This window comes from Paraprevotella sp., assembly GCF_986071375.1.
In genome coordinates, this window is record NZ_CFQRNQ010000008.1 from 1 (window position 1) to 25,995 (window position 25,995).

Annotated in this window: 20 protein-coding genes; 8 read left to right on the plus strand and 12 right to left on the minus strand. The window is 51.4% G+C overall.

The annotated features are described in order from the left end of the window. Together AC5RDV_RS05705 and AC5RDV_RS05710 are read right to left on the minus strand one after the other, a co-directional pair. Positions 1 to 996, minus strand: a 996-nt coding sequence (locus AC5RDV_RS05705; protein WP_494222142.1) for an ATP-binding protein, incomplete at its 3' end; no start/stop codon positions are given. Positions 997 to 1,178: 182 nt separating this feature from the next. Next, positions 1,179 to 2,246 (minus strand): transcriptional regulator, encoded by a 1,068-nt coding sequence (locus tag AC5RDV_RS05710; protein ID WP_282748578.1) that lies wholly within the window; start codon positions 2,244 to 2,246, stop codon positions 1,179 to 1,181. Positions 2,247 to 2,701: 455 nt separating this feature from the next. On the opposite strand from AC5RDV_RS05710, the gene AC5RDV_RS05715 reads away from it, so the two are divergent. Continuing rightward, complete coding sequence (locus tag AC5RDV_RS05715; RefSeq protein ID WP_008619330.1) at positions 2,702 to 3,403, plus strand: iron-sulfur cluster assembly scaffold protein; 702 nt, start codon at positions 2,702 to 2,704, stop codon at positions 3,401 to 3,403. A gap of 17 nt (positions 3,404 to 3,420) precedes the next feature. Continuing rightward, positions 3,421 to 4,431, plus strand: a complete 1,011-nt coding sequence (locus tag AC5RDV_RS05720) for a GGGtGRT protein (protein WP_494222143.1) — start codon at positions 3,421 to 3,423, stop codon at positions 4,429 to 4,431. A gap of 77 nt (positions 4,432 to 4,508) precedes the next feature. Here the strand turns inward: AC5RDV_RS05720 and AC5RDV_RS05725 are convergent, their stop codons facing one another. From AC5RDV_RS05725 to AC5RDV_RS05770, 10 genes are all read right to left on the minus strand, one after another. Then, complete coding sequence (locus AC5RDV_RS05725) at positions 4,509 to 4,718, minus strand: hypothetical protein (protein WP_008624748.1); 210 nt, start codon at positions 4,716 to 4,718, stop codon at positions 4,509 to 4,511. A 275-nt stretch (positions 4,719 to 4,993) separates the two neighbouring features. Beyond that, entirely contained in the window at positions 4,994 to 5,572 is a 579-nt protein-coding gene (rbr, locus tag AC5RDV_RS05730) for a rubrerythrin (protein ID WP_118146495.1), read from the minus strand. 156 nt (positions 5,573 to 5,728) lie between these two features. Further along, positions 5,729 to 10,330: a rhamnogalacturonan lyase family protein gene (locus AC5RDV_RS05735; protein WP_282748576.1), complete on the minus strand. Its 4,602-nt coding sequence runs from the start codon at positions 10,328 to 10,330 to the stop codon at positions 5,729 to 5,731. A gap of 167 nt (positions 10,331 to 10,497) precedes the next feature. Further along, positions 10,498 to 10,707 (minus strand): hypothetical protein, encoded by a 210-nt coding sequence (locus tag AC5RDV_RS05740; RefSeq protein WP_282748575.1) that lies wholly within the window; start codon positions 10,705 to 10,707, stop codon positions 10,498 to 10,500. An 18-nt stretch (positions 10,708 to 10,725) separates the two neighbouring features. Further along, the gene (locus tag AC5RDV_RS05745; protein WP_282748574.1) at positions 10,726 to 12,297 is read right to left on the minus strand and encodes a hypothetical protein; all 1,572 of its coding nucleotides are present in this window, start codon (positions 12,295 to 12,297) and stop codon (positions 10,726 to 10,728) included. Between the two features lie 339 nt (positions 12,298 to 12,636). Then, positions 12,637 to 13,740 (minus strand): bifunctional histidinol-phosphatase/imidazoleglycerol-phosphate dehydratase HisB, encoded by a 1,104-nt coding sequence (gene hisB / locus AC5RDV_RS05750; protein WP_282748573.1) that lies wholly within the window; start codon positions 13,738 to 13,740, stop codon positions 12,637 to 12,639. 5 nt (positions 13,741 to 13,745) lie between these two features. After that, the gene (gene hisC, locus AC5RDV_RS05755; RefSeq protein WP_172634380.1) at positions 13,746 to 14,798 is read right to left on the minus strand and encodes a histidinol-phosphate transaminase; all 1,053 of its coding nucleotides are present in this window, start codon (positions 14,796 to 14,798) and stop codon (positions 13,746 to 13,748) included. Positions 14,799 to 14,800: 2 nt separating this feature from the next. Next, positions 14,801 to 16,096, minus strand: coding sequence for a histidinol dehydrogenase (gene hisD, locus AC5RDV_RS05760; RefSeq protein ID WP_282748572.1), 1,296 nt, complete (start codon positions 16,094 to 16,096; stop codon positions 14,801 to 14,803). Between the two features lie 45 nt (positions 16,097 to 16,141). After that, a complete protein-coding gene (gene hisG, locus AC5RDV_RS05765) occupies positions 16,142 to 16,993 on the minus strand; it encodes an ATP phosphoribosyltransferase (RefSeq protein WP_008624734.1) in 852 nt (283 codons plus the stop codon). A gap of 241 nt (positions 16,994 to 17,234) precedes the next feature. Continuing rightward, positions 17,235 to 17,543, minus strand: a complete 309-nt coding sequence (locus AC5RDV_RS05770; protein ID WP_276789101.1) for a Dabb family protein — start codon at positions 17,541 to 17,543, stop codon at positions 17,235 to 17,237. Positions 17,544 to 17,659: 116 nt separating this feature from the next. On the opposite strand from AC5RDV_RS05770, the gene AC5RDV_RS05775 reads away from it, so the two are divergent. From AC5RDV_RS05775 to AC5RDV_RS05800, 6 genes are read left to right on the plus strand one after another with little or no spacing between them, the layout of a single operon-like run. Beyond that, on the plus strand, positions 17,660 to 17,881 hold the full coding sequence (locus tag AC5RDV_RS05775) for a DUF4492 domain-containing protein (RefSeq protein ID WP_282748570.1): 222 nt from the start codon (positions 17,660 to 17,662) through the stop codon (positions 17,879 to 17,881). Between the two features lie 21 nt (positions 17,882 to 17,902). Further along, complete coding sequence (locus AC5RDV_RS05780) at positions 17,903 to 19,399, plus strand: cytochrome ubiquinol oxidase subunit I (protein WP_282748569.1); 1,497 nt, start codon at positions 17,903 to 17,905, stop codon at positions 19,397 to 19,399. A 37-nt stretch (positions 19,400 to 19,436) separates the two neighbouring features. Further along, entirely contained in the window at positions 19,437 to 20,588 is a 1,152-nt protein-coding gene (gene cydB / locus AC5RDV_RS05785) for a cytochrome d ubiquinol oxidase subunit II (RefSeq protein WP_282748568.1), read from the plus strand. A gap of 18 nt (positions 20,589 to 20,606) precedes the next feature. After that, positions 20,607 to 21,245, plus strand: coding sequence for a uridine kinase (udk, locus tag AC5RDV_RS05790; protein ID WP_008624704.1), 639 nt, complete (start codon positions 20,607 to 20,609; stop codon positions 21,243 to 21,245). Continuing rightward, positions 21,242 to 22,564 carry an MltF family protein gene (locus AC5RDV_RS05795; protein ID WP_282748566.1) on the plus strand — a complete coding sequence of 441 codons (1,323 nt, stop codon included), beginning with the start codon at positions 21,242 to 21,244 and terminating at the stop codon, positions 22,562 to 22,564. The genes udk and AC5RDV_RS05795 overlap by 4 nt, the downstream gene beginning before the upstream one ends. A gap of 3 nt (positions 22,565 to 22,567) precedes the next feature. Then, a complete protein-coding gene (locus AC5RDV_RS05800; RefSeq protein ID WP_282748565.1) occupies positions 22,568 to 25,984 on the plus strand; it encodes a DEAD/DEAH box helicase in 3,417 nt (1,138 codons plus the stop codon). Positions 25,985 to 25,995: the final 11 nt, after the last annotated feature.

Below are 25,995 nucleotides of genomic sequence, written 5' to 3' on the forward strand. Positions count from 1 at the left end.
CCGTTCGGTCGGTGCGTCGAAATCGGCTGCCACAGCCTCGTTGCCTCCTATCTGGGAGGGTAATACGCCGAATTTGTTCAGCATTTCGATTAAATAAGTGGGCGTGCCGCTGCCGAACCAATAAGAGTCCAACCGCCCAGTGGCAAAAGCATTCAGCAAGCTGAAAGGGTTGTAGATGTCCGGTGAGGGCCATGTGAAATGGTAACCGTCGTAATGGTCTTTTAGTTTCTTTACGACCTCTTCGCGGTTCACGTCCAACCGTCCGGCCAAAATATCCAAGTCCCCGTCCATCTGGGTGGCCATCTCCTCCTCCGTGATGCCGCAGATGGCGGCATATTCCGGCAGCATGCTGATGTTTTGGATATTATTCAGCTCGCTGAAGATGCTCAGTTGCGAGAACTTGGTGATGCCCGTCAGGAACACGAAGCGCAGGTAGGGGTCGCAGGCTTTGAGCGGACTATAGAAATTACGCATGATGTTACGGAGGACGGGCAGGTCTTTTTCTTCATGCACCACGTCGAGCAGGGGCGCGTCGTACTCGTCGATGAGCACCACCACTTGGCGGCCCGTCTGCTCGTAAGCCCTTTGAATCAGTCCCTCCAAACGTTGGTTGACTTTGACGTCCCCTTCACCGCGCCCGTAAAGGGCTTCATATCTCAGCAGTTTCTTCTCCAGTTCCAGAATGAGGTCTTCCTTATTCATGTGCTTGGCCGTGCTCATGTCGAAATGCAGCACAGGGTACTCAGTCCATTCCGTCTCCAACCTCTCCATGGCCAATCCCTTGAACAGCTCTCTACGCCCTTCAAAATAGGCAGCCAATGTACTTGTCAACAGCGACTTCCCGAAACGGCGCGGACGGCTCAGGAATATGTAATTTGAGTCGGAATGCACCATACGGTAGACGTATTCCGTCTTGTCTATATACAAGTAATTACCGTTCCTTATCTTTTCAAACGTCTGTATACCAACAGGATAAAGCCTTTTCAAAAAATCCATTCCAAGTCCTCCCTTTTATTTCATTTCCGTTCCAACACGTACCTTTCAACATTCCGGGGAAATCCATAACATCTTCTCTGAATCCGTACACCAACCGGATACTTCATCCAAGCCTTTGTCATAACGCCCACGTAAAGGTAGAAAAATCAAACAGACATTCCAAACTTTCCGGCTATAAATATTTATCCCCGATGCCCCAACCATTCGTCATAATCATCCAGCCACTGCAAAAGTTGCCGCTTGCTTTTCTTCATATCGGGTTCCTTACGCCATGGGACGATTAAAGCATGTGCCTCATGGTAATACATGTTATTATCCGTACAACCATACAACGTAGCCAACAACAAGGCACGGGATTGCTCCGCTTTCAGCAAAGGCAGGATGGTGCGGGAAAAAGCTTCCAACTCGCCCCTCTCTTCCCGATTCCCCAACACCGTATGAGCCATCAATAAGATTGAAGCCAACTTGCAACGCATCACATCGCTATCCATCTGTAACTTACCGTAGGCACGCAAGGCCTCTTCCGCCAAAGCCCGGTCGGCATCCGTCACACCGCCACGGGAGTGGTAATTCCGCAACGCCTTATGAAGCCCCTGGAAAATACGTTCATTGGACAACTTCGTATACACATGTTTGCCGCTTTCGTTCAGGCCGATGATTTCATACTGTCCGGCAGACACACGCATTAAAGGCACCCACAAACATCCTTCTATGCAAACCATGACATCCTTATGCCCGGCACCGGGTTGGACTGCCACCACGGCTTCTACTCCTTTAAACTCTCCTTCCGTAATCCGGACACGGTCGCCTTTCACCAAGCGTCCTGAATCCGGCGCATACACCGGAAGCTCGCCACGGTATGCTTCCGCCACCCAACGAAGGTTTCTCATTTCAGCATCCGAAAGATAGGGATAATGACTTTCGCCACCGCTATGCACGCGTGGCAAAAAACTATAGGCATGCAGGGTAGTCCGCTGCCTTCGGTAAATTTCGGCCTCCGTAGAACGAATGAACACATAATTGTAAAGCAAGGATCGTTCCGTACGCACGAATTCCCCACCCTTTCTTTTTACCTCTATATATTTAGGTGCAAAATATTCCAACATCGCTTCATCCCTCTTCACACTCCGTTCAGCTTCCATACGCAATGCACGAGCCGGATCTCCCCTGTGCCTCACGGGAAGTACCAGAATATACCAACGTACAGCCTGACTTCCTGCCCCCACACGAGATGGAACTATCTCACCCATAAACACTTGATGACCATACCGGTAAAACTATATATTTTACTGGCTTTTAGATATTTACATCAAACAAACAGGCATTCCTGAAAATTTAAGTACCTCGGTTTGCCTATTGCTTCCCTCCGATACGGCATCTCTTATACAGAAAGTGAAAACACATTCAGAAAATGGCCGCCCCTATAAGAAGGGATAATTATTCGGCAAAAGTATAAAAAATAATTCATTGGGCATTTCTATTTTAAAAATTTTTTCATTCTCATGTAAAATTATGGCAAAGCAATCCCCCTATATCAGTCCAGACGCCCCATACCTCATATAAGTGATAAAAATCATAAACCAGCCCCAAAAAGTTGGTACCGGCTTTTAATGAAATACTAAAAATTGATTATCTTTGCAGCACAAAAAGATGAGGATTTTTAATAAGAAACTCATTATATTACCTATAACAAATTAGTATAATTATGGTTTATTCACACGAAGTAGAAAACATGTGTTGTGTTGCCAAAGGCCCGAACCACGGACCAGCCCCCATTCCTGAAGAAGGCAAATGGGTACAGGCAAAGGAGATTAAAGACATCTCAGGTTTGACTCACGGTATCGGATGGTGTGCCCCCCAACAGGGTGCCTGCAAGTTGACACTGAACGTAAAAGAAGGTGTCATCCAGGAATGCTTGGTGGAAACTATCGGTTGTTCGGGTATGACCCATTCGGCTGCCATGGCTTCTGAAATCCTTCCGGGCAAGACGATTCTGGAAGCATTGAACACCGACTTGGTTTGCGATGCCATCAACACAGCCATGCGCGAATTGTTCCTCCAAATCGTTTACGGCCGTACACAGTCTGCTTTCTCCGAAGGCGGTTTGATGATCGGTGCCGGATTGGAAGATTTGGGTAAGGGGCTGCGTAGCCAGACCGGTACCCTTTATGGTACTTTGGCCAAAGGTACACGTTACTTGGAATTGACTGAAGGTTACATCACCAAAATGTTCCTCGACAAAGACGATCAGGTATGCGGTTACGAATTCGTACACATGGGTAAATTCATGGAGGCCATCAAGAAAGGTGTACCCGCAGACGAAGCTTTGAAGTCTGTAACAGGTACATACGGCCGTACAAAACCGGAACAGGGAATCGTTAAATCTATTGACCCACGTAAAGAATAATAAGGAGGAACCAGATTATGATTAGAGAAGTGAAATTTGAAAGTCAGGACCGTCGCATCAAGCAGATTTTGGCTGCATTGAACGAAAACGGTATCAAAGATATTGAAGAGGCTAACAAAATCTGTGAAGAAGCTGGTTTGGATCCTTACAAGACTTGCGAAGAAACCCAAATGATTTGTTTCGAAAATGCAAAGTGGGCTTACGTGGTAGGTTCTGCCATCGCATTGAAGAAAGGATGCAAGAACGCAGCCGACGCTGCCGAAGCTATCGGTATCGGCTTTCAGGCTTTCTGTATTCCGGGTTCTGTGGCCGACGACCGTAAAGTAGGTATCGGACACGGAAACTTGGCAGCCCGTCTGCTCCGCGAAGAGACGCAGTGTTTCGCCTTCTTGGCCGGCCACGAATCTTTCGCTGCTGCCGAAGGTGCCATCAAGATTGCCGAAATGGCCAACAAAGTTCGTAAGAACCCGTTGCGTTGCATCTTGAACGGCTTGGGCAAGGATGCCGCCATGATTATCTCACGTATCAACGGCTTTACCTACGTACAGACGAAGTTCGACTACTACACGGGCGAACTGAACGTAGTGAAGGAAACCGCATACTCAGACGGTCCTCGTGCTAAAGTAAAATGCTACGGTGCAGACGATGTGCGCGAAGGTGTGGCTATCTTGTGGAAGGAAAACGTAGACGTATCCATTACGGGTAACTCTACCAACCCGACCCGCTTCCAACACCCCGTAGCCGGTACGTACAAGAAAGAACGCGTATTGGCAGGCAAGCCCTACTTCTCAGTAGCTTCAGGTGGCGGTACAGGCCGTACCTTGCATCCGGACAACATGGCTGCCGGACCGGCTTCTTACGGTATGACGGATACGCTCGGCCGTATGCACTCAGACGCTCAGTTTGCAGGCTCTTCATCCGTTCCCGCCCACGTGGAAATGATGGGCTTCCTGGGTATCGGCAACAACCCGATGGTAGGTTGTACGGTAGCTTGTGCCGTAAATGTGGCTTTGGCTCTGAACAAGTAATCAGAACTGTCCATATAGAAAGAATAAAGGGGATGCTTAACATCCCCTTTATTCTTTACCTATTAGGTCAAGCTTACTCAATAAGCCAACATGTAATACACATTATCTCCTTCGCGCTCTTGCCTAATCTTATGCTCCTGCATCAGCCGGGCAATGCTCAGACATAATTCCGTAGTTCCTAACTTACATTGGTTTTGTAACTCGTCGAACGTGCAGCGCAATGCATTCGACAATGTCTTGTAAACGCTCATACTGCGTGATTTGATGGTTTTCTCGTCTGGTATCATAATGTTTCCTTGTTGTTGATTGCAAAGAAACGAATTAAAATCGTGTCCTCAACAAACCTCTTTATAATAGATGTTCCTTTTACCCATTTTTCAGAAGAACAAAAACCGCTTTGCATTATAAGAGCAATAACACCCTTTTAAAAACTTAAAAATAACCCCAAATAGCAAGGTATGTTAAAATCCCCTTTCATAAAAAATCCGGTTCTTCCCTGAACCCATTTATCAGGAAAGAACCGGAAAGCCGCCTTCGTCCACCGTAAAAATACGGCAAACGATCAATAGTTCTCCTTCTTCACTTCGAAGTAAGCCTGCGGATGCAAGCAAGCCGGACAGGTCTGCGGAGCTTCTTTACCCACATGGATATAACCGCAGTTGCGGCACTGCCATACCGTCTCTCCGTCCTTCACGAACACCTTGAATTCCTCCAGGTTCTTCAACAATGCCAAGTAACGCTCTTCGTGGCCTTTTTCCGCCACAGAAATCATACGGTACATCGCAGCAATGGCAGGAAAACCTTCTTCGTCTGCAATGTCCGCAAACTTAGGATAATCCAATGACCACTCTTCGTGTTCTCCGGCAGCCGCAGCCTTCAGGTTCTCCATGGTGGTTCCGATGACACCGGCCGGATAACTGGCCGTAATCTCTACCATGCCGCCTTCCAACCACTTGAACATACGTTTTGCATGCTCTTTTTCCTGATCGGCCGTTTCCGTAAATATAGCTGCAATCTGTTCATAACCCTCTTTCTTTGCCGCACTGGCAAAGTAAGTGTATCTCATTCTGGCCTGAGACTCTCCGGCAAAAGAAACCATCAGGTTCTTTTCCGTACGTGTACCCTTAATACTCTTTCCCATAACTTTTTTAAATTTTGAATTTAAACCTATAATGTTTCTAACGATTCAAAGATACGGATAAAAACGTTCATATTTGTAATCATTACAGCATATTTTCCTTAATTCTATGTTAAAGAATGCTATGCCGCACAGCTGAAGGCCGTGCGGCATGGCCTGTCAGTCGATAGTCACCTTACGGCTCTCCGTCCGCTGACCTTGGGTCATCTTAACCATGTACATACCAGACCTGAATCCATTCCTTTCCATATACTCCCCGACCTCCGACGGCATGCAGGTAAAACTCCCCGCACGTGCTCCATCCAACGTATAAACCACGCAATCTACCGGTTCACCAGAAACCACCCCCGTAATACCCGTCGCAGTTTTCACCTTCAAGATTCCGTTCTCCAATGCAGAAGTATCCCATTCCAAACCCTCTCCGGGGCTATCCAAATCCAACGTGCAGGCAGATGAAAGTGCCGTCCGGTTTGCGACCCACAGTTGGAACTCATCACCGGCTTCCAGTTCGAGCCCTTCACGTACCGACACTTTCAGCGTACCACGCAGGGAGAACGAGCTTATTCCTTCCAAGGTCGTACAGCGTACCTTGGAAGCCACATTGAACAGCACCTCCCCACCGGTACTTACCGTGAGCCTCTTGCCTGAGAAATCCAACGTCCCTGAGGAAGCCCCCTCACGCGTTCCGGAATATAAGCGTCCGCCACGTTCCACCGTGACCGAAGCATTGCCCAATTTACCCATGCCACACAAAACCGCACCGTCCTCAACCGAGAGTTCTCCGCTTCCCAACATGGCATTTTCTGCCGAACGGTCATTCAGGCAAAGCGTGCCTTCCTTCACGGCCACTTCGCCCGTATTGTCCCATACTCCGCTGACCGTCATCTTGCCGCTGCCCACTTTCTCGAACTTAGAATTGGCTGTCACGGTTCCGGCCCAAGCGAAATCATCGTCACATCCCACCTGCCACGTGTTGACACCCGTAGCCCCGTCATTGGCAAAAGAGGCATAACCGCCCAACGTGCCCTTTCCGGCCAATTTCCCAATACGGAAAGTCCGCCCCGTGTTTTGCACCGTCACGCCTGCAGTTATGTTAAGCGTACCGTCCGGCATGCCCGAAGACGTATTGAGCGTAAAACGCGGATAGCTGTCGGCCATGTCGGCCGTGGCATTGATTGTCCCTGTAAACAGGCTCAAATTGACGGCCACCGGCGTACGTGTGGCAAACCAACCGTTACCATGTTCCACTGCACAATATATCGTAAGCGTACCTTCGCCCGTAATCTTATTATTATAGGTAGAACGGTTGGCCAATGACCACGTACCATTACCGCCTTCCGGCACATGGATGGCATAACTTGAACCTGTATTTTCATACAACGTACCGGATATGAATTCTACCGTCTGTGCAGGCATGTCGCAAGCCACGCACTGTACGGTTCCACCGTTGATGGCAAGACGTTCCAACGAGGGATTGGCCGTGTTCAGTTTCATCCATCCGTCTCCTTTTTTGGTGAGTAACGTACCCTCCACCGGGGTTTCGACGATGAAATCCTTGAGGTTTTCGACGCATCCCCCGTCTTTGCCTTCCATCTTCATGGGAGAGCCTTGGGTAACGGTCTCCGTCGTCTGCAACGTGGCACCGTTCTCCATGACAAAAAGATTGGCCGACTCCACCACACCGCCCAGACCTCCGTAAGCCCGTGTGGAGTTGCTCAACATATTCACCGACACCGTACCGCCGCTGATGCGCGTACCGCCTGTATACGTATTGTCATTGCTGATGGCCAACACGCCACTGCCACGTTTCACCAATGCCGTATGCCCTGCCAGAAAACCGTTCCCGTTGAAAACATAGCTCTCACTATTGTCCACAGTGACGCTTTCGGCTTCGATACTGCCGGAAAGGCTCACATTCTTGCGTTCAGCCGTATCATCGAACAGAACCCTGTCACCCGTCACAAAAAATACGGGATCGGATTCCTCTGCCAAGGTGAAATTCTCGCTTTGGCCAAAGTCCCAAATATTGCTGTTCAAACCGTTCCAAACCACATCGGATGCAGCACGCACATCGCTTAGGGAAAGGTAAAGCATCCCATCCTCCAACACCAACCTGGCACTCATTTGCGAACTGATACCCTCGATGAGGATACTGGAAAAATCCCCCTTGACCGTAGCTGCCGTACCTATCGGATACCGTCCGGGCTGCACTTCTTCGCCCCGGAACTCAAACACCGGCGCCAAATACTTCGGCCCGTATTTCCACGACTTCGTCTCGACGGTAAGCACCTTGGTATCGAGACGGTCGGAAGTAAAGTCATTCTTCAAATCAAAGACCATGCGCGAACCGAAACCCAACGTCACGGAGTCTGACGTAAGGGTTCCGACCTGTCCGTCATCACCCGGAAAGACAGTGGCGTTATAGTCCGCCTTGATGCTACGGAATGTACCGGAGGAACGGAGCGACGTATGGCGGTTGAGCCAAAGGGAAGACTGTTTCATCGTCCCGTTGAAAACGAGTGTCCCGTTCCATACATCCGTATTGCCGCTATGGGTCATCTCCACGTCCGGCAGCACCAACGTGCCTTCACCCTGTTTTACCACCCGCGTGAATCCACTGAACCCGCTGCCCGTTACCGTACAAGTATAATAGTCATTATCAATAGGCACGTCTTTCGTGGTACAATCGCTCGAAGCCGTCCCTTTCACCCACGCAGGCACGTTGAACATGGCCACCCACGGTTCGGCACCGGACTCCACGGATACCGACATGTCCGCATTGTCAAACACAAGAACCTGACTGCCGTTGTGTGCCGTAGTAATACTTCCTCCGTTTGCAATCTGCGTACGCCCTTCCGTGGTGAGCGGCGGCGGAGCCACGGTGATGCCCTCCAGTTCGCCCAAGAAATAGCTCAAGTGGGGAGGCTGATTGTAACCGATGGTTTCCCACACCATGCCCTGCCGGTATTGATGGTCGTGCCAAAGGGTAGGGATACGGAATTCCGTCGGGTAGTTGGTCGTATAAACCAACAAGTCTTTCCCGTCCCGCACGAGCAGTTCCTCACGCCAGTCCCCGAAGAGATCGCCCGTGGCACATGCGTTGTTTTTGCTCCAGTTATTCATCGCACCATTCCCCAAGAAGATGCGCCCCACACCAGGCTTGTCAATCTTGGGTTGGCGTTCCGTTCCCGGGCTGTTGAGCACCTCGCTGCACAGGTCACCATCCCAATAGATACGGAAATTCAAGTCCCACCCCGCCACGTCGGGCAACGGCTTGTCTGCCGTGAGGCTGATGACACCCGACTGGCTGCTTGCCCCTTGGCAACCCGGATAATCCTTATAGAACTTGCCGGCCAACGCACGCCCGTCGTCACTGGTACTTTGCAAACGGTAATACAGTTCCGACGTGGTGGCATTCCGGTAGTTCATGGCCGGGGAACTTTCGTTGCAGGCAAACATCTCCTGTCCGAAGCGGTAAGGATCCAAATCGGTACAATGTTGGGCGTCGCCATGCCCGAGGCCGGTAGTACTCAATCCCTTTCCATTATCATCGATTATCATTGAACCGAACACGATTTCATCCCGTCCGTCCATGTCCACATCGGCCACGCCGAAGTTGTGGTAACCTTGTCCGAACCACGGACCTCCCACACTACATACCCAATTCCAACGTTCCGTCAGCTTATGCGTAGCAGGGTCTACGTCGAAAGTATAAAACTTGTGACGCGTGTAGCAACCGCGTCCGACGAAAATGGAAGGATGCCGGCCGTCCAGATAAGGCGCACCGAAATAGTGCTTGGTGGCACGATGCCCCGTGCCGTCGCCCCAGGCTGCCGTCCAGTCCGTCTCACCCGGTTCTAGCCGTTTGCAAGGGTAAGGCATCCATTTCTCGCCGTTTTCACCGATTTCGTACAACTTGCCCGTGGCTCCCTCCATGTAGAGCAAATATTCATTATCGGGCATGGAATATTCGGTATTGTTAATCCTACGGATATCATGGGACATATTGCCCACCTCCGTGACCGTACCGTCCGGATGATGGACAATCATGTTGTCAGCTCCACGCATCAATACTTCAGCCTTGCCGTCACCGTCCCAGTCGAAAGCTACGGCATCGAACTGTTCATCGGGTCCCGACTGCATGTTCGGGCCGATGTCGATGTACCACAGCCGCTCCCCCTTGACGTTGTACACCTCGATGCGGTTGTAAGCCGAAGTATTGGCCACGTCCGTCACTCCAGGAGTACCCGTATAAAGACGCTTGGCGATAATCTCCGGCATCCCGTCGCCATCGACATCGGCCAACACGGCGTCGTTAAACATATAGTTTTCTGTCAGGTCCTCGCCGTTACGTCCTTTCATTTCCGCACCCGGCACTCTGAGGAAACCGGTATTCTGTCCTGTAAGGGAATAGAAACTGAATTCCTTGAAACGTTTGACGGGGTCACACTGTTCCCCCTCCTTGCCTTTCACCACGGGAGCCACCGTATATCGGGTTTCGGCCGTTCCTCCCGTATGGACATAGTTACTCGCAGACAGCCCTTTGGCCACCAACACACCATCGGCATAAAGGTTGTAAGTCACGTCATAATACTCCTCGCCCAGCACACGCCAACTCACGAAGTTTCCACTTCCGCTTTGGGTGACAGTGGCCACAAGGCCGCGTCCCAGTTTGTCCATCGTCCGTTGGGCACACAAATCCGTTGTACTGCCTCCTAAAGCCAAGCAGCAAGCAAAAAACAAAATCTGTTTCTTTTTCATGGGTTCTATTTTATTAGGTTAATCTATGATACGGTACAAAATTACACAAAAAATCCAATAGGCACTTATGTTTTTGGGCTTTTCACTTGAGTTTTTTGATATTCACTCCCCACACTAATGTAGAAGCACACATCTCCCCATCCTGCCTTCCAATAAAAACAAAGGCCTTACCCCGAAAGGTAAAGCCTCTGCTGCACGCATGGACAGACCTTGCTCAATCCCAAAGGCCGCTCCCCCACACGTTTTTGTTGCTTAGTTGGGGCATCATCCACCTGATCGTATATCCCCACGTTTTGTGGATCGGAACAGGCCATCATGGCCTGCGCCTCCACCTGCATCAATCGTATTTCCGGTTTCTCATATTTCGTCTTTTTCATATCTCGTTCCTATTTTTATCATTTAACCACGTATTTTTTGCCTTTCACGATATAAATTCCTTTGGGCAGTCCATCCAAAGCATCCGCTTTGCGTACCCTTCTCTTCCAAAAGGTGCCGGACACGCCCACCACATCCACTATTTCTTCACCTTCGGCAAAAGTACAGCCCACATGAGTCGTTCCTCCGTCCAAGCTGATGAAGTGTGCGTTGGCAGCCATGGCCTCCGGCAAAGCAAGATAAGCCTTGTGCGCCCCACTTAGGATAGACTCGCCGCCCTCGGCATCATAATAAAAGCCCAGGCCGTTCGCCCCTTCAGCCAATTTATAATAACGGTATCTGCCTCCTACGACTTGCCGCGAGGACAGCGAACCTTGCAACAAATTGTCTTCAGGCGAAGGCAGGTAGACCGACGATGTCAAGAACCTGCAAGAAGTAACGCCATCCGCAGCCGACAACAGCACTCCTGTCAACGGGGGTACCATGTCGCCCTCAGCATAACGCCAATCTACCTGCGCCGTAGCGTTATCAGCCATCGTGACCACACCGGCCTTCACGCCCTTCGGCAAGGTGAATGCCTGTTCTCCATAATAAGTGCACATCCCGGTCTTGGGTATGTCCAATGCAAACTCAGACGGGCCGTCACCATAGTTGTTTTTATCCGTGAACCCTTCCAAAGCCTCTGTCATGCTACGGTAAGTACGGATGGCCTTCGCATACACGTACGGCATCTCATAACGGGTCTTTACCCTTTGTCCCGTCCCGTCACCGACCGTTCCCCTTGCATAGGCAAAAGCACCGAGCGTAAGTTTCATGATTTTAATAGGCAAGCGGTCTATCAGACGTGCCGCCTCTTCTTCCTCCGCAGCTTCCTTATCCTTCATTGCCGCAAAATTGATGGCCACGAAAATGTCACAACTGTCACGGTCGTAGCCTTTGTCCATACGTTTCATCAGGATGACCGTGTCCGACTTGGCAGCCGCATCGTTACGTCCTGTGAGGATGTCGTATTTCAACTGCGCCTGATCGCGCCCGAATTCGTCTTTCTCTTCCCAAGGTCTTGAGTTCCTCACTACGTCCAAAGTCTTTTTCCCACTGTTAAAACCCGGCATCCCCGTAATTTCCGTGGTTTCCACCTCTTCCGTATACGGGTCGTCCCAATAGACTTCCATATTCACCGTGTTCCCATCCTTGATGGTCTCCGACTGCATCGGAACGGACACTTTGAACGCCAAGACCGGATATTCCGGTGTAAGAGTCATGAAAGGTTCCTTGTCGGTCTTGCCTTGGAAATAGATACCTGAGCGGAACTGCATTCCACCGTACTCCTCAAATTTCTCATCTTGGCTTTGCACCCCAAGGTAAGACTTGAGGTAACGGTCTGTAAAACACCAAAACTGGTCGAGGTCGGCATAATCGCCGCTTCCTTTGTTCCCACATCCCCAATAGTTGATGGAGATGTCCTTCTCCTCCACGGCAGCCTTCATCCTTTCCAACGTCCAGTTGTAATAGCCGCCCTCACCATGGACTTGCGCCACGGTACTGCCGGCATAAAGCAATGCCGGCAAGCAAAGTAATTTTCTCAATCTCATATAAAACTGTTTTTAATAGTGCTGGGGAAACAAAATTCCGTCCCTCCTATATCCTACTACGTACGGGAAAGGAAAAATACCTACGCAGACCAGAAATATTTCTGTCCACAAAAGCTATAAACAAAAACAACAGGAAAGAAACTTTTGACTTACCCACACAAGGGCATCATATATATATGATTTACAACCATATAAAATCCTACAAAAACAACCGCAGAACGGAAAATCAATCTCAGCCGATTGATTTTCCGTTCTGCGCCAAACGATTTTCCGTTCTCAGCAGGACAGCGTCACACCTTCCGCAACCCCGTCCTTTCTGTAAAGGATACTAACTTCACGTCAAAGGACTCCCTTGCTCGAAGGCAGCTCGTAATGATAGATGTCGCGCCGTACCGCCATCTTGAGGCTCCGGGCCAGAGCCTTGAAAATTCCCTCTATCTTATGGTGCTCATTCACGCCTTCGGCCTTGATATTCAAGTTCATCCGCGCCGCGTCGCTCAGGCTCTTGAAAAAATGGAGGAACATCTCGGTGGGCATCTCGCCCACTTTCTCACGACGGAATTCGGCATCCCACACCAACCAAGGCCGCCCACCGAAATCGAGAGCCACGCTGCACAGGCAGTCGTCCATGGGCAGGCAATAGCCGTAACGCTCGATGCCGCGCTTGTCGCCCAACGCACGCAACAGGCACTCTCCCAAAGCCAGGGCCGTGTCCTCTATCGTGTGGTGCTCGTCCACCTGCAAGTCGCCTTCCGTGCGGATATACAAATCCATTCCGCCATGCTTGCCGATTTGCTCCAGCATGTGGTCGAAGAATCCCAATCCCGTACGGATATCACACCGGCCGCTGCCGTCCAAATCCAAGCGTACCTCGATGTCGGTCTCCTTGGTCGTGCGGCGCACACGGGCTTTACGTTCTCCGGCAAAAAGGATTTCGGCAATACGGTCCCAACTGTCCACGTAACGGATGCGCTCGTCCGAAAAAGAACTTTCTTCCTTCTCCTTCAGGATCAAGGCGCGGCAACCGAGGTTCAGGGCCAACTGCGCGTCCGTCTCGCGGTCGCCGATGACCCAACAGGCATCCATGTCGTAACCGTCCGAAGTGTAACGTCCTAACATGGCCGTACCCGGCTTGCGCGTGGGCAAATTTTCTTCTGGGAAACTGCGGTCTATCAACACGTCATCGAACGTCACGCCCTCTCCCTCCAAGGTACGCATCATCAGATTGTGCACCGGCCAAAAGGTATCTTCGGGGAAGGCATCCGTACCCAACCCGTCTTGGTTGGACACCATGACAAACTCGTAATCCAGTTTCTGGCGGATAAATGCCAGATTGCGCATCACACCCGGCACGAACTCCAATTTCTCGAACGCGTCTATCTGCTCGTCCGCAGGCTCTTTTATCAAAGTGCCGTCGCGGTCTATAAACAAGGCTTTTTTCATGATGTTCATTTTATCGTCTCCGGTTTGTAAGAACGCAACGCGCCCAACAGACTGTTGTCCTCCTGCGGCGTACCGATGGTCACGCGCAGGCAGTCGCCGCAAAGTTCCACCCTCGAACGGTTGCGCACGATAATGCCGTTCTTCACCAAATAGGCGTATATCGCATCGGCTCCTTTGACTTTCGCCAGAAAGAAATTGGCATTCGTCGGATAAATCTTCTCGCAGATATCCAGTTCGGCAAAGGCCGCCATGACCTGCCCGCGTTCGCGCAGCAACGTCTTCACCCACTTGTCCACATCGAAACGCTTCTTCAATATCTCCACGGCCTGACGTTGGGTCAGTTGGTTCACATTGTAAGGGTACTTCACCTTATTAAATAAGGAGATGACCTCTTCTGAGGCAAAGGCCATGCCCAAGCGGATGGCCGCGCTCCCCCATGCCTTGGAAAACGTATTGAGCACGATGAGGTTCGGATATGCCTCCAAATCTTCACGGAACGGCTTCTGTCCGGAAAAGTCGGCGTATGCCTCATCGATGACCACCATCCCCGGAAAACGCTCAAGCACCTTGACGATTTCCTCCCGTTCCAAGTCGTTTCCCGAAGGGTTGTTCGGCGAACAAAGGAATACCAACTTCGTGTGTTCGTCCGCAACGGCCAATAATTTATCCGCATCCAACCGGAAACCGTCGTCCAACAAGACGGGGCGATAGGCCACGTCGTTGATGTCCGCACACACTTTATACATACCGTAAGTAGGGGCTATCGCCACCACGTTGTCCGTTTTCGGTTCGCAGAATATCCGGAATGCCAAGTCGATGGCTTCGTCACTGCCGTTACCGAGAAAGATTTGTCCGGGCTTCACGCCTTTGACGGGAGCCAACATCTCTTTCACCTCCAATTGCAAAGGGTCGGGATAGCGGTTGTACGGGGCATTGTAAGGATTCTCGTTCGCATCGAGAAAGACGGAAGCCGCCGCACCCTTGTATTCGTCACGGGCCGAACTGTACGGCTTCAACGCCCAGATGTTCGGGCGCACTAATTCTTGCAAAGGTTTCATGCTCATTTCATTTCGGTTTTAATGGATTCCAATCTTACGGTCATGGCGTTACGGTGTGCATCGAGATGCTCGCCCGCCGCCATGAGTTCCACGGCCGGACCGATGGCACGGACCCCTTGAGGCGTAAGTTCCTGAAACGTAATCTTACGGTGGTAGCTGTCCAAGTTGACACCGCTGTAAGCCGTGGCATAACCGTTGGTGGGCAACGTATGGTTCGTGCCCGAAGCATAATCCCCCGCACTCTCAGGCGTATAAGAACCGAGGAACACGCAGCCTGCATTGACCACCCGTTCAGCGGCCTGCATGTAATCGGCCGTTTCGATAATCAGGTGCTCGGGCGCGTAACGGTTGGTCAGTTCCATTGCCTCGTCCATGTCGCGCACCACGACGAGTTTGCTGTGGGCCAATGCCTGCTCCGCGATTTCCTTGCGCGGAAGGGCTGCCAACTGGCGTTCCACTTCGTCCTGTACCTTGCCGACCAAAGCTTCGTCGGTCGTCACCAACAAGACCTGACTGTCCACGCCGTGCTCGGCCTGCGAAAGCAAGTCGGCCGCCACGAATACCGGATTGGAACCGGCGTCAGCCAATACCTCCACCTCCGAAGGTCCGGCAGGCATGTCGATGGCTACATCATGAAGCGACACTTGCTGCTTAGCCGCCATGACGTACTGGTTGCCGGGACCGAATATCTTGTACACCTTGGGCACGCTTTCCGTACCGTAGGCCATGGCACCGATGGCCTGCACGCCGCCTGCCTTGAAAATGCGGTTCACTCCGGCCACACGGGCTGCGCAAAGGATGGCGGGATGCACCTTGCCGTCACGTCCCGGAGGCGTGCAAAGCACGATTTCACGGCATCCGGCAATCTTGGCCGGTGTGGCCAGCATCAGAACCGTGGAGAAAAGCGGTGCCGTCCCTCCGGGAATGTAAAGCCCCACCCGTTCTATGGGAACGGCTTTCTGCCAACAGGTCACCCCGGGACGGACTTCCACCTTCGTCGTTTCAAAGCGTTGGGAAGCGTGGAACTTCCCTATATTTTCGTGCGCCAGGCGCAAAGCATCTTTCAGTTCGGGCGACACCAGACGTTCGGCCTCGTCCATTTCTTCTTCCGTGACGGCCAGACGCTCCAGTTCCACATGGTCGAACTGCTTTTCGTAGGCCATGACGGCGCGGTCGCCACCCGTCTTCACGTCGTCCAACACCCGGCATACGGTTTCACGCAACGTGTCCACATTCATTACGGGACGTTTCAACAGTTCGTCCCATTCTTCTTTTTGCGGATATCTTATCACATTCATTTGCTGTCCTCCTCTTTTTGATATGAAAATGCCGACCTGTCCGGCTCAAAGAATCATCTTCTCTACGGGAACAACCAGAATGCCCTGTGCTCCCAGTTCCTTCAGCTTGGAAATAATCTCCCAAAAGCGGGACTCGTCGATGACGGTGTGCACGCTGCTCCACCCTTCCTGCGCCAAAGGCATCACCGTGGGGCTTTTGGCTCCGGGCAATACGGACACGACATCTTTCACCTTGTCCGACGGCACGTTCATCAGGACGTATTTCTTGTCTTCCGCACTCTTTACCGCCTCAATGCGGAACAGCAATTCGTCCAAAATCGCCTTCTTGGCATCGTCCATATTCCGGTTGGCGATGAGCAACGCCTCGCTCTTCATGACGACGGCCACCTCCTGCAAGTTATTGCTAACCAAGGTGGAACCGGAGCTTACGATATCGAAAATACCGTCGGCCAACCCGATACCGGGCGCGATTTCCACAGAACCGGTAATGACATGGATGTCAGCCTCCACCCCGTTTTCCTTCATGAATTTTTTCAGGATATTGGGATAGGAAGTGGCTATCTTCTTGCCTTCGAACCAAGAAAGGCCGGAATAATCCACAGCCTTGGGTATGGCCAACGAAAGGCGGCACTTGCTGAAGCCCAGACGGCGTACCACCACGGCATCCTCCTCTCTTTCCACAAATTCATTTTCACCCACGATACCCAAGTCGGCCACTCCTCCCGCCACGGACTGCGGAATATCGTCGTCGCGCAGGTAAAGCACCTCGACGGGGAAATTGGAAGACTGCACCAACAAGGTGCGCTTGGATGAACTCACTTTGATGTCGGCCTCCGCCAGGAGCGCCATGGTGTCTTCGTAAAGACGTCCTTTCGACTGTACTGCAATTCTAAGCATATCTGTTTTTTCAATAATGTATTCTTAAACTATCAAAAAAGGCTCACCGTTCATATCGGCAAGCCTTCATTTCTATCCTTCCATTGGCACACGCGGGACAGCCTACCGATTTCTAACCGTTAGGATGATGATGGTGGCGTGTTGCAATATTCTTCATTTTCTCTTTTGTTTATGGCAAAGTTAAACTATTATCCGCAAATAAGCAACAAATTCGCAAGAAAATTCATAAAAAACTTACTTACTATTCCATCTCACACACATAATCCACGCACGAACGGCTCTGTTTGCAATCCTTCAGCAAAGCCGCTACGGCCAAATGAGCCGGATGGACCGCATAAGCCCTTACGTCGTCCATCGTGTCGAACTCACTATAGAGCGCGATGTCGAACTGTTCTTCCGGATTGGCATTCAACCCAACTTCAATCTTCCGGATAAACGGGATTTTGGCAGGCAGTGCCTCTATCCCTTTCTTAAAAGCGTCCATCACATTTTTCTTACGCCCAGCTTCCATCTCAGAAGCCAACTGAAATAATACGATATGTTTCACCATAATAATACAACGTCTTTTATATTATTTTCATCCAAAGTTAGCAAAAAATCCGTTCATGGCACCCGCTTCCAACTGTTTTTTGCTTACCTTTGCCTTATCACACTTATGCATCCATTATGATCAGACAAGGAATCATCGGTATTTGGAGATTTTACCGCGACGGTTTCCGCAGCATGACGCTGGGACGCACGTTGTGGGTCGTGATTCTCATCAAACTTTTCATCATGTTCTTTATCCTGAAACTTTTTTTCTTCCCGCCTTTCCTCAAAGGCAAATCGACCGAAGAAAAGGAAGACTATGTAGGCAACGAACTGATAGAAAGAGCTATCCATCCTTAATTTGAAATAAAAACAAGGCTTATGTTAGACAATATGGAGACAATGATAGACTGGTCAAGGGCACAATTCGCCCTGACGGCAATGTACCACTGGCTGTTTGTTCCGCTCACGTTGGGACTGGCCGTCATCATGGGAGTTATGGAGACACGATACGTCATTTCCGGTCATGATTTCTGGAAAAGGACAGCCCGGTTCTGGATGAAACTGTTCGGAATCAATTTTGCCATCGGAGTAGCTACCGGACTGATTCTCGAATTCCAATTCGGTACGAACTGGAGCAACTATTCCTGGTTCGTAGGTGATATCTTCGGAGCACCGCTTGCTATTGAAGGTATCGTGGCCTTCTTTATGGAGGCCACTTTCGTAGCCGTAATGTTTTTCGGATGGGACAAAGTCGGCAAGAAGTTCCATTTGGCTTCGACATGGCTCACCGGCCTGGGAGCCACCTTGTCTGCTTGGTGGATTCTGGTGGCCAATTCATGGATGCAATATCCCGTAGGAATGGTATTCAACCCCGAAACGGTACGCAATGAAATGGTCGATTTCCTCGCCGTAGCCTTTTCGCCTGTAGCCGTAATGAAATTCTTGCATACGGTACTCAGCAGTTGGATTGTAGGAGCCGTGTTCGTCATTGGAGTTAGTGCCTGGTTCCTATTGAAACGGCGTGAGAAGGAATTCGCCTTGGCCAGTATGAAAATTGCAGCATGTACAGGTATGGCCGCCTCACTGTTGACACTATATAGCGGAGATAAATCCGCCTATCAGGTCGCACAATACCAACCGATGAAACTGGCTGCCATGGAAGCGCTTTACGAAGGTGGGACAAGACAGCCGTTAACAGTGGTCGGCGAATGGAAAATCCCGACCATGCTGTCTTTTCTGGCCACACGGAATCCCGACGGTTACGTACCGGGAATCCACAACATCCTAGCGGGAGGATATACGACAAACGACGGTTCCAAGGCTCTGTCCGCCACAGAAAAGATAGCGAAAGGCAAAATGGCAATCGCGGCCTTATCGGATTTCCGGCAGGCTCAAAAGGACGGCGAACAAGATAAGATGGACGCGTCCCGCCGCACATTGGAAGAAAACATGCCATACTTCGGTTACGGTTATATTCAAAACCCTGACGACCTTGTGCCGAATGTAGGACTTTCGTTCTGGACATTCCGGATTATGGTAGGTTTCGGGATGTATTTCCTTGCTTTTTTCGCCTTGGTTATTTTCCTGTCATGGAAAAATAAACTGTACGGACAAAGATGGCTGCACCGAATCGCCCTATGGAGCATTCCTTGCGCCTTCGTAGCCAGCCAGGCCGGCTGGGTCGTAGCAGAGGTCGGGCGACAACCTTGGGCCATCCAGGATTTGTTACCGGTCAATGCCGCCATATCCAACCTGTCCGCGGGAACGGTACAAACGACATTCTTCATCTTTCTGGCCATTTTCACTATTTTATTCATTGCCGAGATAGGCATCATGGTAAAAGCCATCCAAAAAGGGCCTGAATCCCGGGCGTAACCGATAAAAAGATTAGTCACTGTCAAATATCAAAACTATGGAATCTACCTATATTTTTCTACAGCATTATTGGTGGTTCATCATATCCCTGTTAGGGGCGCTATTGGTCTTCTTGTTGTTCGTACAAGGGGGCAACTCATTGTTATTCCGCTTGGGAAAGAATGAAACGGAACGCGCCTTATTGGTGAACGCGACAGGCAGCAAATGGGAGTTTACATTTACCACGCTCGTCACTTTCGGAGGGGCTTTTTTTGCCTCTTTCCCTCTGTTTTACAGCACAAGCTTCGGCGGGGCATATTGGCTGTGGATGCTCATACTTTTCAGTTTCGTACTACAAGCCATTTCTTATGAATTCCAATCGAAATTAGGAAATCTGTTAGGCAAACGTACTTACCAATCTTTTTTGGTATTCAACGGAGTCATGGGTCCGGTTCTGCTTGGAGTGGCCGTAGCTACATTCTTTAACGGGTCTGATTTCCTTGTCTGCAAATCCAATCTGACGGAAACTACAAATCCCGTCATCAGTCATTGGGGTAACGAATGGCACGGTTTGGATGCCTTGGCAAATCCTTGGAATCTCATGTTGGGACTGGCTGTCTGTTTTCTGGCTCGTATTTTGGGTTGCCTTTATTTCATCCGCAGCATTCGCGACACAGGGCTGATTCCACGTTGCCGCCGCCAGTTATTGGGAGACAGCATCCCATTCTTGCTTTTTTTCCTGGCTTTCGTGGTCCACACGCTATTGAAAGACGGTTTTGCCGTCCATCCGGAAACCGGCATCATTTTCATGGAGCCATACAAGTATTTCCACAATTTGACAGACATACCGATATTGCTTGTCTTGTTCCTTTCAGGTGTGACAGGTGTGCTTTTCGGCCTCATTCGTGGTATCTTCTGCCACACCTGTCACAACGGTTTTTGGTTTACAGGCGCAGGAACCATACTGACCGTATTATCCTTACTCCTGTGTGTCGGTTATAACCATACAGCCTACTATCCCTCTACTACGGATTTACAAAGCTCTTTGACCTTGGCAAACAGTTGCTCCAGCCTATTCACCCTAAAGACCATGGCCTACGTGTCTCTCCTCCTTCCCATTGTCGTGGCCTACATCGCATACGTGTGGAAGGTTATGGACCGCAAACCGCTCACATCGGAAGAAGTCACCAAGAACGAGGATGTATATTAATACAAAAACAGAATACCCATGTATATTATCGGAATAGCCGGAGGCACGGGCTCCGGAAAAACAACAGTCGTACGCAAAATCATAGAGAGCCTGCCCGCCCACGAAGTAGCCCTCATACCACAAGATTCCTATTACAACGACAATACAGGAATACCGATGGAAGAGCGACGTAAAATCAACTTCGACCACCCTTGTGCTTTCGATTGGAAGTTGTTGATACAGCATATCAAGACCTTGAAGGCAGGACAAGCCATTGAGCAACCCACTTATTCTTATTTGGAGTGCAACCGGCTCAAAGAGACCATACACGTGGAACCGCAAAAGGTAATTCTCATTGAGGGCATACTCGCCTTGTCCAACAAAGAACTCCGCGACCTGATGGACTTGAAGATTTTCGTGGATGCAGATTCGGACGAACGCCTCATCCGTGTCATCGAACGCGACATCGTGGAGCGGGGAAGAACTGTACAAATGGTGGTGGACCGCTATCGGGCCGTACTCAAACCCATGCATCTGGAGTTTATCGAACCGACCAAACGCTATGCCGACCTTATCATTCCCCAGGGAGGAGAAAACGAAAAAGCTATCGAAATCATGCGTACCTACATCCTTCACCATCTCAGCCTCCGTTTGGAACAAAGCGGACAAGCCTTATGAGAGTCCGTGCAAACGGAAACAGAACGGAAACCCGTTCCCGGTTACAAAGAAGGAGACCGGACTTATGGAAACCCTATCTGTCAATCAGCCTCATAACCTCCCTATTGCTGTCCTTCAATGCCGTATCCTGCGGAGAAAAAGAAGAGAAAAAAATATCCCCTTTGGGTATTACGGAAGAGGAAGGTGAGGAAACAGCTTATGACTTAGACCAGATACAGGAAGCCGGTGAGCTGATAGCCGTCACGCTATCCGGCCCCGACACCTATTATGAATATAAGGGAAAAGGATTCGGGCTGCAATTTGAATTGGCCGAACACTTTGCCGTGTCCATCGGTGCCAAGCTCCGTATGGAAGCCGTACGCGATACGGCGGAACTTTTCCAACGTCTGAAAAAAGGAGAGGCAGACCTCATCGCGTTGGAAATTCCGGAGAACCACATGACAGACATGGAACTGCAATTCTCCGGTGTCCGGTCGTGCCTGTCAGACAGCACGGCCGCAGCCAAAACCGGATGGGTCGTACGAAAGGATGCACCCTTCCTGGCCGAAGCCTTGGACGGATGGTATAGACCCGAGACGCGGTCTTTCTTGCAAAAAAGGGAACAGTTGCGCCTGTCTCCCGGCGGAAGTGTAAAACGCCGTGTCCGTGCCCCCTTCCAGAATCGCGCCAAGGGCATTATCTCGCCGTACGACACCCATTTTATCCGTCATAGCCAAGCCATCGGGTGGGACTGGCGGCTCATGGCCGCACAATGTTACCAAGAGTCCGGTTTCGACCCGGAAGCCGTATCGTGGGCCGGAGCACGCGGACTGATGCAGATCATGCCTGAGACAGCCGTACATCTCGGCTTGCCCGCCGACCAAATGCACCAACCCGAAAAGAACATCAGTGCGGCAGCCCGGTACCTCCGTGAACTCGAACGTAAATTCAGCGATATACCCGGCAGGGCGGAACGTATAAACTTTATCCTGGCGGCCTATAATGGAGGCACGGGACACGTCCGCGACGCCATGGCCTTGGCACGCAAGCACGGCAAAAACCCGCAGTTGTGGAGCGACGTAGCTCCTTTCATCCTCCGCCTGAGCCAGCCGCAATATTACAACGACCCCGTAGTGCGTTACGGTTATCTGCGCGGAGAAGAGACCTACGGCTACGTGACTTCCATCCGTGAACGTTGGCAACGTTACCGTGCTGCCGTTCATGGCGGCACGACCGGTGCCGCACCTGCCCCGTCACGCAAGAATTCGCGCGGAGGATTCAAAAGCAAAGTACTGAGTGCCGAAGAACTGGAAGCCAAGTCCAAACAGAATACGCCATAACCCATGACGGAAGAGATTCAGGACATATTCGATGAAATCAGAAACATCATGCAGCCGGACATGGACTGTACCGCACGTTACCATGCCCTCGACGCGCTGTTGCTCCGTGCGCTGAAAGACCGGACCCGCCACAGTACGGTGGATTTCACCCACACAGCCGCACGCCTGCACTGGCTCTGCAAGCAGACCGGCCATCCCTCCCACCCGTTGGAAGTATTCCGTGCACGGGCAGGACGAATACAAAAAGGGCTTTTCCTGCCCAACGGAAAGGATGAAGCCTACGACTTAAAAGCGGTCTGCGAAGGATTGGCAGCTTTTTACCAAACCCATGTCCCGGAGGACGTGCAAAAACGCCTGCCCCGCCATTGGCGACCCGCTCCCGCACCTGCCGAAAAAGTACTGCAGGCCAAACGTATCCGGATAACGGTGCACCGGTGGGACGAGCATTTCATTTATGGAAAAGACCACACGCATCCCACGGAACAACTGTTGAAAGTGGAATATGCCGACGAAACCGACCGCACGTTCGCCGACTTGAACGGACAACTGTACGAAGGGGCACAGCTCAATCTCTTATCGGTCAAGGCCATAAAGGCGGAAGGCGCATATCCTTACGTCCTAAAACCCGAGATGTTAGTTCTCGACCCGGATTTCCTGATTGACATTACAGCCTTGTGCGCCTGCATCAAGCCATACGGGTATTCGGCATACACCCACTTGTTGAACAAATTCGCCCCTCCGGCACGCTCTGCGGCCATACAGTTGGGAAATGCGGCCAACCAGTTTCTGGACGACTGCGTGAATGAGCGATTTATCCAAAACGCAGACGGGACGACGGAAGCGGAACTCTACCTGCGTTCCATGCAAAATTCTTTCCGGTTCTCCCCTCTTGCCTGGTCCACCTTGCCGGACATCGACCGCGATTTCTTCAACCGGTGCGAAATGCAATTCCACCACATCCGGCAAACCGTACGCAACAGTTTCAGCGCCGCAGGCATCGACATCCGGCAAACGGAAGTGGAACTGGAGCCTTCTTTCCTTTGCGAAGCCCTCGGGTTGCAAGGGCGTATGGACCTGCTCACCCGGAACGCCGACAAATTAGTGGAACTGAAAAGCGGAAAAGCGGACGAATATCCCTACCACAGCCCGAAGGAAGAACACAGCCTGCAAATGGCCCTGTACAAAGAAATCCTGTATTATAACCTGGACCGCAGGCGTGAGCAGGTACAGTCTTACCTCTTCTATTCACGCTACCCCGGGCTTTATGCCGTAGACGTGCCGCGCAGCCATATCCGCCGCGCCATGGCCCTGCGGAATGCCATCCTGCACATAGAGCATCGCCTGAGAAGGGGGGAATCCCGCACGTTGATAGAGGAGCTGACGGAAGAACGGCTCAACGTGGACGGACGTGCCGACCGGCTCTACAGCCGCTACCTGCGCCCCCGCATGATGGAAATACTGGCACCGCTTCATGGCATGAGGGGAGTGGAAGCCGATTATTTCCATCGCTTCCTGACGTTTACCGCCCGCGAACAATTCCGCGCCAAAGTCGGGGACGACCGGGCTGACTCGCCGGGCGGATTCGCCGAAACATGGTGCTGCGACACGCAGACCAAACAACAGAACGGGAACATCCTGACCGGACTGAAACTGCATCCCGTCCCCGACGAGGAAGGTGCCGTCGTGCGGTTGGACTTACAACTTCCGGAATATGGCGAAGACTTCCTCCCGAACTTCCGGCAGGGTGACATGGTGATGCTCTACGAACGGAACCACGAAAGGGACAACGTGACGAACAAACAGTTCTTCCGTTGCACCATAGAGGAAATCCATCCTGAACGCATGCTGCTGAAACTATCTTACAAACAGCGGAATGCCGAAGTATTCCGCCCCGACAGCCTTTATGCCGTAGAACCGGGCTACATGGATGCCACATTCAACCAAGCCTATTCGGGACTGTTCAGCCTGCTCACCGCCCCACGGGAACGGAAAGAGCTGCTGTTGGGCATACGGCCACCGGCCACCGACCCGTCCGTAAGGCTCCACCGGCATTACCTGAATGAAGAAATAGACCGTATCGTCCTGAAAGCCAAACAGGCCCGGGATTACTTCCTGCTTGTCGGACCGCCGGGGACAGGAAAAACGTCGGTGGCCCTGAAATCCATGGTGGAAGAGTTCTTGTCAGACCATCCGCAAAAGACCCTCCTGCTCATGGCTTATACCAACCGGGCTGTGGATGAAATCTGCCATACGCTGTCTGCCATCAACCCTGCTCCGGAATATATCCGCATCGGACAGGAACTGAACTGCGCCCCGGACTTCCGGCCACGGCTCATGAAGCACGTCATCGGGGATGCCACCTCCCGAAAAGAAATCTACGAGAAGTTGGCGCCCGTCAGGGTGTTTGCCAGCACCATCAGCAGCCTATGCAGCCAGACGGAACTGTTCAGCCTGAAGGTCATCGACGTGGCCATCATCGACGAAGCCTCACAGGTGCTTGAACCCCAACTGCTCCCCCTGTTATGCGCCACCACTCCGGTGAACCGGGGAGACTATAACCTGAACCGTCTGGCCATCGGGAAGTTCATCCTCATCGGCGACCACAAGCAACTGCCCGCCGTGGTGAGCCAACCCCGGGAAATGTCACGGGTGACCGAGGATAGCCTGCAAGCCATCGGGCTGACCGACTGCCGTAACTCCCTGTTTGAACGCCTGCATCGGCTAAACAGCCTGCAAGGCACGGAAGGCATCGTGGAAATGCTTCACCGCCAAGGACGCATGCATCCGTCCATCTGCGAATTTGTCAACCGTAATTATTATAACGGCGGACTGGATGCCGTTCCCCTCCCCCATCAACAGGAACCGCTGGCTTTCGGCATCCGGCCGGACGATGACCGATGGACCGCTTTCGTAGCCGGTACACGCATGGCATTCATTTCCGTACAAGCCGACGAAGCAGAATATTATATAAAAAGCAACAAGCGGGAAGCCGAGACCGTGGCACACTTAGTACACACCCTTTGCCAACTGCACAGCCGCTCGGGCATCCCCTTCAGTCCCTGCAAGCAAATCGGAATCATCGTCCCCTTCCGCGCACAAATCGCCATGATACGCAAAGCCTTGGCCGAACGGCACATTCCCGACACGGCCGACATCACCATCGACACGGTGGAACGTTACCAAGGCAGCCAACGCGACATCATCATATTCAGCACCACTGTCAGCCGACCGTACCAGCTCCCTATCTTGTCCGAACCCGTCATGACAGACGGCCGGGAATTAGACCGCAAGCTCAACGTGGCCCTCACCCGGGCACGCAAGCAATTCTTCATGACCGGAAACGAAACACTGCTCCGGAAATGTACGGCCTACCGGGAGTTTCTGGATTTTTTAAGCAAAGGGCAAATCCTGCGTCTGTAAAATCCCCCATT

Bases quoted from the DNA above. Each gene is read 5' to 3' on its own strand.
- AC5RDV_RS05800 (WP_282748565.1), top strand. From the start codon at position 22,568: ATGACGGAAGAGATTCAGGACATATTCGATGAAATCAGAAACATCATG.
- AC5RDV_RS05710 (WP_282748578.1), bottom strand. From the start codon at position 2,246: ATGGGTGAGATAGTTCCATCTCGTGTGGGGGCAGGAAGTCAGGCTGTA.
- AC5RDV_RS05720 (WP_494222143.1), top strand. From the start codon at position 3,421: ATGATTAGAGAAGTGAAATTTGAAAGTCAGGACCGTCGCATCAAGCAG.
- AC5RDV_RS05780 (WP_282748569.1), top strand. From the start codon at position 17,903: ATGTTAGACAATATGGAGACAATGATAGACTGGTCAAGGGCACAATTC.
- AC5RDV_RS05740 (WP_282748575.1), bottom strand. From the start codon at position 10,707: ATGAAAAAGACGAAATATGAGAAACCGGAAATACGATTGATGCAGGTG.
- AC5RDV_RS05745 (WP_282748574.1), bottom strand. From the start codon at position 12,297: ATGAGATTGAGAAAATTACTTTGCTTGCCGGCATTGCTTTATGCCGGC.
- hisG (WP_008624734.1), bottom strand. From the start codon at position 16,993: ATGCTTAGAATTGCAGTACAGTCGAAAGGACGTCTTTACGAAGACACC.
- AC5RDV_RS05770 (WP_276789101.1), bottom strand. From the start codon at position 17,543: ATGGTGAAACATATCGTATTATTTCAGTTGGCTTCTGAGATGGAAGCT.
- AC5RDV_RS05775 (WP_282748570.1), top strand. From the start codon at position 17,660: ATGATCAGACAAGGAATCATCGGTATTTGGAGATTTTACCGCGACGGT.
- udk (WP_008624704.1), top strand. From the start codon at position 20,607: ATGTATATTATCGGAATAGCCGGAGGCACGGGCTCCGGAAAAACAACA.
- AC5RDV_RS05725 (WP_008624748.1), bottom strand. From the start codon at position 4,718: ATGATACCAGACGAGAAAACCATCAAATCACGCAGTATGAGCGTTTAC.
- rbr (WP_118146495.1), bottom strand. From the start codon at position 5,572: ATGGGAAAGAGTATTAAGGGTACACGTACGGAAAAGAACCTGATGGTT.
- hisC (WP_172634380.1), bottom strand. From the start codon at position 14,798: ATGAAACCTTTGCAAGAATTAGTGCGCCCGAACATCTGGGCGTTGAAG.
- cydB (WP_282748568.1), top strand. From the start codon at position 19,437: ATGGAATCTACCTATATTTTTCTACAGCATTATTGGTGGTTCATCATA.
- AC5RDV_RS05735 (WP_282748576.1), bottom strand. From the start codon at position 10,330: ATGAAAAAGAAACAGATTTTGTTTTTTGCTTGCTGCTTGGCTTTAGGA.
- hisB (WP_282748573.1), bottom strand. From the start codon at position 13,740: ATGAAAAAAGCCTTGTTTATAGACCGCGACGGCACTTTGATAAAAGAG.
- AC5RDV_RS05715 (WP_008619330.1), top strand. From the start codon at position 2,702: ATGGTTTATTCACACGAAGTAGAAAACATGTGTTGTGTTGCCAAAGGC.
- AC5RDV_RS05795 (WP_282748566.1), top strand. From the start codon at position 21,242: ATGAGAGTCCGTGCAAACGGAAACAGAACGGAAACCCGTTCCCGGTTA.
- hisD (WP_282748572.1), bottom strand. From the start codon at position 16,096: ATGAATGTGATAAGATATCCGCAAAAAGAAGAATGGGACGAACTGTTG.